The 12,671-nt window shown below is 71.8% G+C and carries 13 protein-coding genes and 1 pseudogene; 9 read left to right on the top strand and 5 right to left on the bottom strand.

Annotated features, from left to right (window positions below; genetic code table 11):
- Positions 1-59: 59 nt before the first annotated feature.
- The 5 genes from FHX31_RS27525 to FHX31_RS27505 all read left to right on the top strand — a co-directional run bounded on the left by FHX31_RS27525 (position 60) and on the right by FHX31_RS27505 (position 7,200).
- Positions 60-887 carry an ABC transporter permease gene (locus FHX31_RS27525; RefSeq protein WP_184977443.1) on the top strand — a complete coding sequence of 276 codons (828 nt, stop codon included), beginning with the start codon at positions 60-62 and terminating at the stop codon, positions 885-887.
- The gene (locus tag FHX31_RS27520; protein ID WP_013283732.1) at positions 888-1,631 is read left to right on the top strand and encodes an ABC transporter ATP-binding protein; all 744 of its coding nucleotides are present in this window, start codon (positions 888-890) and stop codon (positions 1,629-1,631) included.
- A complete protein-coding gene (locus tag FHX31_RS27515) occupies positions 1,628-3,529 on the top strand; it encodes a CDP-alcohol phosphatidyltransferase family protein (protein ID WP_184977442.1) in 1,902 nt (633 codons plus the stop codon). Before FHX31_RS27520 ends, FHX31_RS27515 begins: the two co-directional genes overlap by 4 nt.
- 16 nt (positions 3,530-3,545) lie before the next feature.
- Entirely contained in the window at positions 3,546-5,729 is a 2,184-nt protein-coding gene (locus tag FHX31_RS27510) for a bifunctional glycosyltransferase/CDP-glycerol:glycerophosphate glycerophosphotransferase (RefSeq protein WP_030272906.1), read from the top strand.
- Between the two features lie 157 nt (positions 5,730-5,886).
- Positions 5,887-7,200, top strand: a complete 1,314-nt coding sequence (locus FHX31_RS27505) for an ABC transporter ATP-binding protein (protein ID WP_013473757.1) — start codon at positions 5,887-5,889, stop codon at positions 7,198-7,200.
- 47 nt (positions 7,201-7,247) lie between these two features.
- Here the strand turns inward: FHX31_RS27505 and FHX31_RS27500 are convergent, their stop codons facing one another.
- Together FHX31_RS27500 and FHX31_RS27495 are read right to left on the bottom strand one after the other, a co-directional pair.
- Positions 7,248-7,595 carry a hypothetical protein gene (locus FHX31_RS27500; protein WP_013283736.1) on the bottom strand — a complete coding sequence of 116 codons (348 nt, stop codon included), beginning with the start codon at positions 7,593-7,595 and terminating at the stop codon, positions 7,248-7,250.
- Positions 7,592-7,861 carry a hypothetical protein gene (locus FHX31_RS27495; protein ID WP_013473758.1) on the bottom strand — a complete coding sequence of 90 codons (270 nt, stop codon included), beginning with the start codon at positions 7,859-7,861 and terminating at the stop codon, positions 7,592-7,594. The genes FHX31_RS27500 and FHX31_RS27495 overlap by 4 nt, the downstream gene beginning before the upstream one ends.
- A 157-nt stretch (positions 7,862-8,018) precedes the next feature.
- Here FHX31_RS27495 and FHX31_RS27490 point away from each other — a divergent pair, with 157 nt between their 5' ends.
- The 3 genes from FHX31_RS27490 to FHX31_RS27480 are packed head-to-tail and all read left to right on the top strand — an operon-like array spanning position 8,019 to position 9,906.
- Complete coding sequence (locus FHX31_RS27490; protein ID WP_091332031.1) at positions 8,019-8,819, top strand: helix-turn-helix domain-containing protein; 801 nt, start codon at positions 8,019-8,021, stop codon at positions 8,817-8,819.
- On the top strand, positions 8,810-8,998 hold the full coding sequence (locus tag FHX31_RS27485; RefSeq protein WP_091330321.1) for a DUF397 domain-containing protein: 189 nt from the start codon (positions 8,810-8,812) through the stop codon (positions 8,996-8,998). The genes FHX31_RS27490 and FHX31_RS27485 overlap by 10 nt, the downstream gene beginning before the upstream one ends.
- Positions 8,995-9,906: an aminoglycoside phosphotransferase family protein gene (locus tag FHX31_RS27480; protein ID WP_123109953.1), complete on the top strand. Its 912-nt coding sequence runs from the start codon at positions 8,995-8,997 to the stop codon at positions 9,904-9,906. The genes FHX31_RS27485 and FHX31_RS27480 overlap by 4 nt, the downstream gene beginning before the upstream one ends.
- Before the next feature lie 12 nt (positions 9,907-9,918).
- Here the strand turns inward: FHX31_RS27480 and FHX31_RS32895 are convergent, their stop codons facing one another.
- Positions 9,919-10,299 (bottom strand): YybH family protein, encoded by a 381-nt coding sequence (locus FHX31_RS32895; RefSeq protein WP_170215089.1) that lies wholly within the window; start codon positions 10,297-10,299, stop codon positions 9,919-9,921.
- A gap of 27 nt (positions 10,300-10,326) precedes the next feature.
- A pseudogene (locus FHX31_RS32890) lies at positions 10,327-11,031 on the bottom strand (nucleoside/nucleotide kinase family protein); the annotation flags it as partial.
- Here FHX31_RS32890 and FHX31_RS27470 point away from each other — a divergent pair.
- Positions 11,030-11,986 carry a sulfotransferase family protein gene (locus tag FHX31_RS27470; protein WP_091330319.1) on the top strand — a complete coding sequence of 319 codons (957 nt, stop codon included), beginning with the start codon at positions 11,030-11,032 and terminating at the stop codon, positions 11,984-11,986. The pseudogene FHX31_RS32890 and the gene FHX31_RS27470 overlap by 2 nt on opposite strands.
- Before the next feature lie 84 nt (positions 11,987-12,070).
- Here FHX31_RS27470 and FHX31_RS27465 read toward each other — a convergent pair whose 3' ends face one another.
- On the bottom strand, positions 12,071-12,595 hold the full coding sequence (locus FHX31_RS27465) for a hypothetical protein (RefSeq protein ID WP_091330318.1): 525 nt from the start codon (positions 12,593-12,595) through the stop codon (positions 12,071-12,073).
- Between the last annotated feature and the right edge of the window lie 76 nt (positions 12,596-12,671).

Genomic DNA, 12,671 nt, shown 5'->3' with positions numbered 1-12,671 from the left:
GGGGTGACCCCGGCCCGCACCCGGCCCGGGAGCGCGACTGACAAAGCGACCATGACGCTGTGACGTCAGGCGTCGCGGCGCTCTGGTCCGCCCGCACCTCGCTGCGCATCCTGGTCCGCCGGGATCTCGCGGTGAAGTACCAGCAGTCGGTGCTGGGCTACTTCTGGTCGTTGATCGAGCCGCTCGGCATGGGCCTGATCTACTGGTTCGTCTTCGGCGTGCTCTATTCCGGCGCGACCCGGCGGCACCTGGGCGAGGCGGCCGGGTCGTACCCGCTTTTCCTGATCACCGGGATCTTCGCCTGGATGTGGGCGAGTTCGGCGCTGACCGAGGCCGCGAACGCGCTCACCGGGCAGTCGCGGCTGATCACCACGATGAACCTGCCCCGGCCGATCTTCCCGATCGGGCGGGTCGCCGGACGGTTCGCCGAGTACCTGGCCGGGTTGCCGATCCTGGCCGCCGTCGCGGCGATCTACGCGAGCCAGGGGAAGATCCGCCCCGGCTGGAGCCTGCTCGCGCTGCCGCTGGCGGTGGCGGTGCAGTTCGTGCTGCTGGTGGGCCTGGCGCTGCTGCTGTCGGCGGGCAACGTGCTGATGCGCGACATCGAACGCACGATGCGGCTGGTCATCCGGCTGCTGTTCTACGCGACGCCGATCATCTACCCGCTCGACCTGGTGCGGGAGTCGGGCATGCCGGGCTGGCTCAAGATCGGGTACGAGCTGAACCCGCTGGTCGGGATCTTCCAGCTGCACCACGCGGTCTGGTATCCGGACGAGTTCCCTGATGCCCGCCTGCTCACGATCACGGTGACCGGCAGCGTGCTGATGCTGGCGCTGGGCTGGTGGGCGTTCCACCGCCTCGAACCGGCAGTGCTGAAGGAACTCTGAATGGCCCCGATCATCGAGGCGGACGGGCTCGGCATCCGGTTCGTCCGCAACCGGCGCCGTCAGCTACGGCTGCGGGAGCTGATCGTGCACCGGGGCGCCCGCGACCCGGACGCGGGCCGGTTCTGGCCGCTGCGTGACCTGTCGTTCCGGGTCGAGCCGGGCGAGACGGTGGGCGTGGTGGGCCGCAACGGCACCGGCAAGAGCACGCTTCTGCGGCTGATCGCCGGTGTGCTCATCCCGGACGAGGGCTCGATCCGGGTGCACGGCCGGGTGGCGCCGCTGCTCGAACTGTCCGCCGGGTTCTCCGGCGACCTGACCGGCCGGGAGAACCTCTACCTGGTGGGCGGGCTGCACGGGCTGTCGTCGGCGTACCTGCGGGAGCACTTCGACGAGATCGTCTCGTTCGCCGGTGAGCAGGTGGAACGCGCCATCGACACGTCGGTGCGGCACTACTCGTCGGGGATGAAGGTGCGGCTGGGTTTCGCGGTGATCGCGCACCTGCCGCACCCGGTGCTGCTTGTGGACGAGGTGACAGCGGTCGGGGACGCGGAGTTCCGCGCGAAGTGCTATGCGACCATCGAGCGACTTCTCGCGGAAGGGCGCACGCTGGTGCTGGTGTCACACAACGACAAGGACCTCACCCGGTTCTGCCGTCGGGGGCTCTACCTCGACGCCGGACGGCTGATCGTCGACGGGACGATTGACGAGGCGCTGGCCGCCTACGCCGACGCGGCGAAGCGGTGACGCTCGCGATCGTGCTCGCCGCCGAACCGGCGGCGGGCCACCTCACCGAACGGCTGGCCGCGCAGTGGCGGCGGGCCGGGGCGGACGACGTGCGCATCGCCGCCGACCTGACCGAGCTGGCCGATCTGGTGGCCGCCGCGTCCGGCCCGGTGCTGGTCAGCGGCGCTGACCTGGTGGCGCACACCGCCGTACTCAAGCATCTCGCGACCAGCCCGGTGGGGCCGACGGTGGCGCTGGTGCTCACCGATCCGCCCGCTCCCGGTCAGGCCACTGTGCGTGAGGAGCGCGGGCAGGTGGTCGAGGTCGGCGCCGCCGAGGCGAGCGGCGTGTTCGGCGGCGCGCTGCGGGTGGGCGCGGCGGACCTGCCGGCGCTCGCCGAGGCAGCCCGCCGCGCCGCGGGCGGTGGGCCGCTGGGCGCGGTGGACCGGCTCGTGGCCGACCTCGCCGCCCGCGGCACGCTGATCTTCGCCCATCGGGTACGTCTGCTCGTGGCGCACCGGGTCGGCGACGAGGCGCAGCGGGTGGCGGCCGAGTCGGCGGTGGCCGCCGTCGACGAGGACCGCGCCGAGTTGAAGCTGTCGGTGAAGGAGCGGGACGACTTCTTCACCACGTTCTTCGTCAGCACCTGGTCCCCGTACGTCACGAAGGCGGCGGCCCGGATCGGGATCGACCCGACCGGGGTCACCATGGTCTCGGTGGCGTTCGCGGTGGCCGCGGCGGTGCTGTTCGGCGCCGGTGGGCGGCCCGCGCTGGTGGCCGGCGCGGTCCTGCTCTACCTGGGTTTCGTGCTCGACTGCGTGGACGGGCAGCTCGCCCGCTACACCCGGCACTTCAGCGCCTGGGGCGGCTGGCTGGACACGATGGCCGACCGGTTCAAGGAGTACGTGGTCTACGCCGGTCTCGGCTTCGGCGCCACGCACGCCGGGTTCCGGTACGGCTGGGCGCTGGCGCTCGCCGCGATGACGTTGCAGACAGTGCGGCACATGACGGACACGTGGTACGGCGCGTTGCACGACGAGGCGGCCCGGCGGCCGAAGGTGGTGACCGCGGACGCGGGCGGCATCGGCGGGAAGCTGAACGCCGCGTCGACGCGGGTGCAGGCGGACACCGGATCGGTGTCGTACTGGCTGAAGCGCACAGTGGTGTTCCCGATCGGTGAACGGTGGGCGCTCATCGCGATCGCCGCCGCGCTGTTCGGGCCGCTGGTGGCGCTGGTCGCGGTGCTGGTCTGGGGGACGCTGGCGTTCGCGTACACCGGGGGGTTGCGGACCTTGCGGGCGCGGTGGATGCGGGTGCCGGTGCTGACCACTGTGGACGCGGGTCTGCACCGTGACGACGGCCTGCTGGTGCGGACGCTGCCGACCGCGCGACGGCCGCTGCTGCTGGCGGTGCTCGGCGCGCTCGGCGCGGCGGGGACGCTGGTGTGGGCGCTGCTGGCGGTGCACGGCGGCGGGGACCTGCCGGTCTTCGTGCCGGTGCTCGCGCTGGTGCTGCTGCTGGGGGCCGCGCAGGCGTCGCGGGCGCCGCACGACGGGTCGCTGGACTGGCTGGTGCCGGCCGCGTTGCGGGCCGCCGAGTACCTGTTCGCCATCGCGGTCGGGGTGGCGGGCCGGGCCTCGGCCTGGCTGATCTTCGGGTACGTCCTGGTGCTCACGCTGCTGCACTACGACCTGACCGCGCGGCTGGAGAAGCGGCAGTCGGCGCCGCCGCTGCACGCGGCCACGCTGGGCTGGCCGGGGCGTTCGCTGCTGCTGGCAATCGGGCTGATCGCCGGATATGCGAGTATCGCTCTAGCTACAATCGGTGCGTACCTTCTCGTGGTTTTTGTCGCGAGCGTGGTCCTCGCCTGGGTGGTCCTGCCGGCCCGCGCCCGTGGGGGTGTGCGCTCGCCGGGCTGACGGAGGGCGGGCCGGGGTGACCTTGATCAGCTTCGTCGTGCCGGCCTTCAAGGTGCAGGGCTACCTGCGGGAATGTCTCGACTCGATCCTCGGCCAGCCGTTCGGCGACATCGAGGTGATCGGTGTCGACGACGCCTCGCCGGACGACAGCGGCGAGATCCTGGCCGAGTACGCGCTGCGCGACCCCCGGGTCCGCCCGGTACGCCTCGCCGAGAACGTCGGGCTCGGTCCGGCCCGCAACATCGGGCTGGACCGGGCCGTCGGCGAGTACGTGTGGTTCGTCGACGGGGACGACTGGCTGGTGCCCGGCTGCCTGCCGCACGTCGCGGACCGGCTCCGCGACACCGCGCCGGACGTGCTGATCGTCGATCACGTCCGGGCGCACTGGAACAACATCGGCACCCGCAGCGCGATGCGGGACGTGTTCCCCGACCCGCCCGGCGCGACGACGTTCACGCTGCGGGACCGGCCGGAGACGCTGAAGCTGCTGCACACCGCGTGGAACCGGGTGGTACGCCGGGAGTTCCTGCTCGAACGCGGGCTGCGCTTCGAGCCGGGCTGGTACGAGGACGTGTCGTTCAGCTATCCGGCGCTGATGGCGGCCGGGCGGATCGGCGTACTCGACCGGATCTGCCTGAACTACCGGCAGCGCCGCACCGGCGCGATCACGAAGACCCGGGGGGACCGGCACTTCGAGGTCTTCGCCCAGTGGCACCGCGTGTTCGGGCTGATGGACCGCTGGCACGTGACCGGGCTGCGACCGGCCGTCTTCGAGCGGATGATCTGGCACTACCTCACGGTGCTCGGCAACGGCGCCCGGATCGCGCCCGAGCTGCGGGCACCGTTCTTCGCCCAGATGCACGCCGACTACGTGCGGTTCCTGCCGCCCGAGGGCTACCCGGTCCCGCCCGGCCCGGAAGGGCTCAAGCACCGGCTGGTGGCGGCCGGGCGCTGGCGGACGTTCAGCGCGTTGCGCGAGGCGCACCAGGCGGGGGAGACGGCCCGGCGTACCGCGCGGCGGGCGCGGCGGCGAGTGACGCCGGTGGTGCGGCGTACCGCCCGGCGGGCCCGTGACCTGGCACTGGGCGAGTACTACCGGGCCGAGCTGCACCGGCCGATCGACCCGACGCTCGCCGTGTACGCGGCCTACTGGTACCGGGGCTACTCGTGCAATCCGGCGGCGATCTACGAGGCGGCCCGACGGCTCGCGCCGCAGGTGCGCGGCGTGTGGATCGTCCGCCGCGACCGGGTGGCCACGTTGCCGCCGGGCGTCGAGTACGTGGTGGCCGGCAGCCGCGAGTACCACCGCGTGCTGGCCCGCGCCCGCTGGCTCGTCAACAACGTCAACTTCCCGGACTTCGTCCGCAAGCGCCCCGGCTCGGTGCACGTGCAGACCCACCACGGCACGCCCGTGAAGGTGATGGGCCTGGACCAGCAGCGCTACCCGGTGGGCGCGATGGGGATGAACTTCGCCGGCCTGCTGCGCCGCGTCGACCGCTGGGACTACAGCATCACCTCGAACAGCTTCTCCACCCAGATGTGGGAGCGGGCGTACCCGGCGGACTACACCACGCTGGAGGTCGGCTACCCACGAAACGACCGGCTGGCGCTGGCCACCGCTGAGGACCGCGGCCAGGTCCGCGCCGCGCTGGGCATCGCACCCGACGAGTACGTGGTGCTCTACGCGCCGACGCACCGGGAGCACCTGCCCGGGTGGCGGCCGCCGTTCGACCCGGACCGGATGCTCGACGTGCTCGGGCCCCGGGGCCGGCTGCTGATGCGCAGCCACTACTTCCACGACCGGGAGCGGCACCCCCGGGGACCGGCCGCGGACGGCGTGCTGGACGTGAGCGCGTACGACCGGGTGGAGGACCTCTACCTGGCGGCGGACGTGCTGGTCACCGACTATTCCTCGGCGATGTTCGACTACGCGGTGCTGGACCGGCCGATAGTGGTCTACGCGCCGGACTGGGACGCCTACCGGGTCGCCCGGGGCGTCTACTTCGACCTCCTGGCCGAGCCGCCGGGCGCGGTGGCGCTGGACTTCCCCGGCCTGCTCGACGTGTTCCGTTCCGGCGCGGTCGACGACGAGGCGGCCGAGCGGGCCCGGACGGCGTTCCGGTCGCGGTTCTGCGCGCTCGACGACGGGCACGCCGCCGAGCGCGTGGTGCGCCGCGTGTTCCTCGGCGAAACGCCGTAAAAGTGGTTACCGGCAGGTCACTTAACTGCGGAGCCCGGCGAATACCGGTTAATAGGACTGTCACGAGCTGAACATGGCACGTTTACCCGATGTGCGAATCAGATGATCCTGGTCACAGTCATTCCCGGGTTTGGGGCGAGTAGCTGGGGAGGTGGCGGTGGCGACCGTCGCGCTCAAGGATGTCACCAAGGTGTTCCCGGACGGAACAGTCGCGGTCGACACCATCAATCTGGACGTCAACGACGGCGAGTTCATGGTGCTGCTCGGCCCGTCGGGCTGCGGGAAATCGACAGTGCTGCGCATGGTGGCCGGACTGGAGGATCCGTCCTCCGGCGCCATCATGCTCGGTGGTGAGCTGGCGAACGACCTGCCACCGCGCGACCGGAAGATCGCCATGGTCTTCCAGGACTTCGCGCTCTATCCGCACATGACGGTCGGCGACAACATCGGCTTCCCGCTGCGCCTGAGCGGCGTCGAGCCCGGCCCGCGCGGCGAGCGGATCCAGGACGTGGCGAGCGCGCTCGGCATCGGCGACGTGCTCGGGCGCAAGCCCAGCCAGCTCTCCGGCGGCCAGCGGCAGCGGGTCGCCATGGGGCGGGCGATAGTGCGCCGGCCCGGCCTGTTCCTCATGGACGAGCCACTCTCCAACCTGGACAGCGGGTTGCGCGCCGAGCTGCGGGCGGAGATCTCCGGCCTCACCCGCGAGCTGGGCGTCACCACCATCTACGTCACCCACGACCAGGCCGAGGCGCTCACCATGGCCGACCGCGTCGCCATCATGCGCAAGGGCGTGCTCCAGGACGTGGGCACCCCCACCCAGGTGTACGGCCGTCCCGCGACGCTCTACGTCGCCGCGTTCCTGGGCAGCCCCCGGATGAACCTGCTGGAGGCGTCGGTCTACGTCCACCTCGACCGGTACGTCGCGCTGAACCTCGGTGAGCAGTCGCTCTACCTGCCCTGGGACGACATCCGCAGCCGTGCGGTGGCGCACTACCACGGTGAGCGGATCGTGGTCGGCATGCGCGCCGAGGCGCTCACCCCGGTCGCCCCGGACACCGCCGGTGACGTGCTGCACGGGCGTATCCGCTACCTGGAGCACCACGGCCACGAGTCGCTCGCCTTCCTCGACATCGGCGCCACCGCGATCGTCGTCGACGAGATGGGCACGCCGGTCGAGCAGGCCGCACCGGGCCAGCGCGGCCTGCGCCGGTTCAACCAGGTGATGCAGCGGCTCACCGGCCGCGCGACGGAGTCGTCGGCCCCGGCCCCGGAGGCTGGCGGGGGCGGCGGCAACCGCACGAGCGTGCTGCCCGACCCGGGCCGCCACCACCGTCGTCCGGCGGAACTGGCGGTACGGCTCGCGCCGTACCCGCAGGTGTCGCCCGGGCACCCGCTCGCCGTGCAGGTACGGATGGACGCGCTGCACTTCTTCGACGAGCGAGGCGACCGCATCGACGTCGGCTGGCGGTGAAAGGAGGGGCACCCTATTAACGCCTCCGGTAGAGGAAGGGCCCCTTATTAACAGTCGCCGCCCGGTGGGACGGGCCGGTGACGGCGGTACGGGCCCCAGCCGACGAAGCGGGCGAACATGTCGGCCGGGGCCGGCGCGTCGTTCGGGTTCAGCCGGTAGAGGTCGCGCGTGGCCTCGTACAGCAGCCCGCACAGGTAGATGGACAGCCCGATCCGGTTGTCCTCGTACTCGCTGCGCAGCAGCAGGCGGGCCATCGGGCACGGCCACGGCTGGCCGCAGGCCCGGCAACACCACATCGGACGCAGCGGCGTGTGCGGGGTGGCGTGCAACGGGTACGGCCGGGGGCGATCCGGCCTGGGCCCGTCCGGCGGCTGCCCGAGCTGGTGGCTGATCACCGGCGCTCCTCGTGGTGGCCGTCTCCCGGGCGCTGCTCCGGGGCGGACCGATGGCCGCCGCCGTTCCCGCGCTGCTCCGGTACGGACCAGCGACCGCCGTTCGCCCGCCACTGCTGGGCCGGGGTGAGGTTGCCGACCCGGCCGGGGCCCATCGTCGGCAGTGGACGCGTCGGCTGCCGCATCCACTCCGGCAGGTTGTCGCCCCGTACCCGGTGGGGCAGTGTCGGTGCCGACGCACCCCGGCAGCGGAACCAGCGCAGTCGCACGGCGCAACTCCTCTCGGTAGCGGGAACCGGACGAATTCGGCTCCACTGCGTGACAGTCTCGTCACCGCGCCGCTAGGGTCGGAAGGCGTTCCACCCCCACCTTCCTGGCCGTCCGACCGGCCGATTTCCGTGTGCAGCCGCGTGCAGAGGTGTGCAGATGATCCGTGTGCCGTTGTGGGAACTGTTCGCCGGTGAGCTGCGCCGGTTACGTACCGATGCCGGGCTGACCCAGGAGGCGCTGGGCGAGCGGGTGAGCTATTCGGCGTCGCTGGTGGCGGCCGTCGAGCAGTGCCGCCGGGCGCCGCGCGCCGAGTTCACCGAGCGCTGCGACGAGGTGCTGAACGGCGGCGGCCTGCTGGTGCGGATCCGGGACGCGCTGATGCAGGAGGCGCTGATGCCGTGGTTCCGCGAGTGGGTGAGCATCGAGCAGGAAGCTGCCTCACTGCGTAGCTTCCAACCGCTGGTGGTGCCCGGCCTGTTGCAGACCGAGGAGTACGCCCGCGCGCTGCACGAGGGCGCTAGCCCACTTGTCGGTGATGCTATGGAGCAGCAGGTGGCCGCACGGATGGCGCGGCAGGTGGTGCTGGACCGCCCGGCTCCGCCGCAGTTCGTGGCAGTGCTCGACCATTCGGTGCTCACTCGCGCCGTCGGCGGCCCCAAGGTGATGCGGGAGCAGCTGGCGCATCTGGTCGAGGTGGGTCGGCGGCCTCGCGTGCACCTGCACCTGGTGCCGGAAACGGTCGGTGCCTATCCAGGGCTCAACGGTGCTTTCGTGCTCGCGACCCCCGCTGACGGTGACGACGTGGGCTACCTGGACAACCAGTTGCACGGCACGATTGTGGAGCGGCACGCGGACGTAAAATCACTTCGGCAAACCTGGGAGTCGGTGCGCGCGGAAGCTATGCCGCACGGGGCGACTCTGGCGGCGATCACGGAGGCGGCGAAACGATGGAGTTGACCGGCGCGACCTGGCGCAAGAGCACCCGCAGCAGCGGCAACTCCGGCGACTGCGTCGAGGTGGCGGACAACCTGCCCGGTGTGGTGGGGGTGCGGGACAGCAAGGACCGGCAGGGGCCGGCGCTGACGTTCACGCCGTCGAGCTGGGCGGCGTTCGTCGCGTACACCAAACGGGCGTGAGTGACGTACCGGATCTCGGTCCCCCGCCACGACGCACCGCCGTCGGCGTGGAGCAGGTGCGTCGCCTGGTCGCCGACCAGTTCCCGCACCTGGCCGACCTCCGGATCGAACCGGTCGCCAAGGGCGGCTGGGACAACTGGACCTTCCACCTCGGCCCCGAGCTGCTGGTGCGCCTGCCCAGCGCTGCCGAGTACGCCCTGGCCGTCGACAAGGAACACCTGTGGCTCCCGGCCCTCGCCGATCGGCTGCCACTGCCCATCCCCGCGCCGCTGGCGAAGGGCGAGCCGGGTGCGGGCTACCCGTATCCGTGGTCGATCTACCGCTGGCTCGACGGCGAGACCGCGGCCGTGGACCGGATCGCCGACCCGGTGCGGTTCGCCCTCGACCTGGCCGGATTCCTCTCGGCCCTGCAGGACGTCGACGCCGCCGGTGGTCCGCAGCCGGGCGTCCACAACTGGTTCCGGGGCGGCACGCTGCGCACGTACGACAAGAAGGTCGAGCATGCGCTCCTGGCGCTGGACGGCCGCGTCGATGCCGCGCTGGTACGCGAGATCTGGGCGCGGGCGGTCGGCGCCCGCTGGGACGGGGTGGACCGCTGGTTCCACGGCGACATCGCCTCGGGAAACCTGCTGCTCGCGCACGGCCGGCTGGCGGCCGTCATCGACTTCGGGACATGCGGCGTCGGTGACCCGGCCTGCGACCTGGCGATCGCCTGGACGTTGCTGAGCGTCGAGGGCCGGGCGGCATTCCGCGAGCGGCTGTCGGTGGACGACGCGACCTGGGCGCGCGGACGTGGCTGGGCGCTCTGGAAGACGCTGTCCACGTACTCCCGCACCGTCGACGACCCCGAGGACGCGGAGGAATCGGCCGAGGCGCAACGCGTTCTCGGGGAGATATGCGCCGACTAGACGGCCCGTCTCTCACCCGGCGGCGGCCCGCTTCTCCGGCGCGAACGGCCACTCCTCGAACGACAGGCACCTGCCGTCCCCGGCGAACCGCATGATCCAGAGATCGCGCCACTCCTGGTGGACGGGGTCGCCGTACCGGACCTGCACCCGTGCCACAGCGGTGTCGCCGTCGACCGCAACGATCTCCGATGTCATCTCGAAGACCTCGTCGGGTCCGTCGCGCTCGCTGTCCCACATGCGGGTGATGGCGGGCAGGCCGACGACCGGATCCCGGTACGGCCCCTGCCGGTAGCTCGCGTCGGAGGTGAACATCGTGCCGAGCGCCGCCGTTCCCGGTGTGCGCCACGCCTGCTCGTACGCCGCGATCCAGGCGGCCACCCGATTCCTGTCCATGGTCGCCAGCCTGCCATCCGGGTGTGTCCGGGTCTCCCAGATCGGCTGCCGGGGATCGTCGTTGTGCACGACGACGTGGGCGTGCTCGGCCGGGCGGGCCGTGGCGAAGTAGAGCCGCTGGGCGGGAAGGTAACGCTCCCGCCAGCGCCGTTCGACGTCGGCCCGGGACGACACCGGGCTCTCCCGGACCACCGCACGCTCCACGGTACGGTCCGGCGCGGCCGACACGAGCACCCGCAGCTCCCACCGGTCGAGCAGTTCCGGGCGCAGGAGGAAGACGCCGTCGAACACCAGCACGGCGTCGGCGGGAGCGGTGGTGAGCGGCGGGGACAGCACCGCGTCGGTGGCGTGGTCGTAGACCGTGTGCCGGAAGCGCCGGTCGCCGCCCGGGCCGAGCGGATCGAGCAGCACCCGCTTCAGCGTCCCGTGGTCGTGGGTGTCGACGTAGCAGCCCTGCGCCGAGAACTCACCCCGTCGGTAGCGCCGATGCCGGGGGAAGAGGAAGTCGTCGACTGTCGCCCGGATGACGTACCGGCCGCGGGCGCGCAGGACGGCGGCCAGCTCGACGGCGAGCGTGGTCTTTCCGGCTGCGGGCGGCCCGTCGACGGCGACCCGCGTCGGGTGCGCCACTGTGACGGACCCGACCGCGTCGGCCAGGAGGGCGATCAGCTGATCGCGGCGGGGATAATTGGATTGCCCCTGCGCCGGGCCGGGAGTTTGACTGCCGTCCATGTCGTCCCCCTCACCGGTCTTCGTCGCGGGTACGGGCCGTTCGGGCACGTCGCGGATCGCCGACGTCATCGGCCAGCATCCGCTGATCCACCGGATCCCGATGGAGACCAAGTTCCTCGTCGAACCGGGCGGCCTGCGGGACCTGGCCGACGCGCTCACCGACCGGTACGACCCCATCGTCGGTGAGGACGCGCTGCACCGGCTGAGCGACTTCCTCACCGTACGCGTGCCCGGCCGGCGTGACGACCGTGGCAAGACAGTGCCCGAGCTGGTTGGCGAGCGGCGCTATCGGGACGCCGTACACCGGCTCTGGCCGCAGGTGATCGTGCACGCCTTCGAGGAGCCCGCGCCCGCGGAGGGCTTCGGCGACGGCGACCGGCCCTCCGGGCCGTTCGGGCCGGCCAGCCGACGGCGGGTCGTCCCGAGGTACTTCCGTGACCGGAGCGAACTGATCGGCGTCCTGCGGGGCCTGGTCGACACCCTGTTCGGCGGGGCGGCGGCCGACGCGGGCAAGCCGACCTGGTGCGAGAAGACGCCGTTCAACCTCTTCTACCTGGACTTCCTCTGGGAACTGGTGACCGAGGCGACGATCGTGCACATCAAGCGTCACCCGATCTCGGTTCTCGCCTCCCACCTGGCCCAGCCGTGGGCGCCGTCCACAGTCGACGGTGTGCTGGCCTACCTGCTGCCGGTCTACGACAGGTGGCTGGCCTGGAGGAACGCGGCCGACCTGACGAGCCGGCGATACGTCGAGGTGAAGGCGGAGGACCTGGCGGCCGACTGGCCCGGGCAGCGACGCGCCCTGTTCGAGCGGCTCGGCGTCGAGGACGCCGTCACCGCGTCGACGTTCCAGGCGGACAAGCTCGCGCACCGCGACGACCAGTTCGACGCCGGCACCCGCGCGTACGTCGAGCGGGAACTGGGCGAGATCATCCCCGCGATGGGATACGAGTGACGGCCGAGCGACCTCAGCAGGAGCCGGCACAGTAGAGCCCGAAGGTCTCGGAGGTGACACGACCGGGCAACCGCAGATCAGGGGTCACGCCCTGTGGCGCAGTTCGCGGAGCACGCCGTGCCGGCGGAGCGCCCACCCCAGGCGCCGTGCGCTGGGGTGCCTGACGAACAGCACCGCCGCCCGGCGGATCAGCCCGAACCGGTTGTCGCTCACCTGATCGTCGACCGCCCGCCAGATCAGCTCGCGTACGCCGGCGCTGTCCAGCATCGCCCGTACCTCGTGGCGTACCCCGGGGTCCTCGGTCGCGGACGTGACGGCGGTGACCAGGCCGGGCCGGTCGGCGAGCGGCTCCACCGCCGCGGCGACGAGCGGCCGGCGTACGGTGTCCCGCTCCAGCAGCAGCAACACCGCCTCCCGGACCTCGGTGCTGTCGAGCCCGGACCGCAGCAGGCCCAGCGCGCTGCGCTCGACCTCGCGGTCGCGGTCCGGAAGGGACAGCGCGGCCAGCAGCACCGTCACCTCGTCGAGGTCGACGAGGTGACGCAGCCCGTCGCGGAACTCCGGCAGCGCCCACGCCACCGTCAGCCCGCGCGCGAGATCGCGGTTCATGGCCACTCGCTACCCGGAGTCGGCAGCCTCCGAAACGCCGTCCGGTCGTTGCCATGTCGCTTAACTGGTGTTCTAC

This window comes from Micromonospora sp. CNZ286, assembly GCF_014207755.1.
The sequence above is the reverse complement of the archived record's forward strand: the minus strand, read 5'-3'. Positions and strand labels throughout refer to the sequence as shown.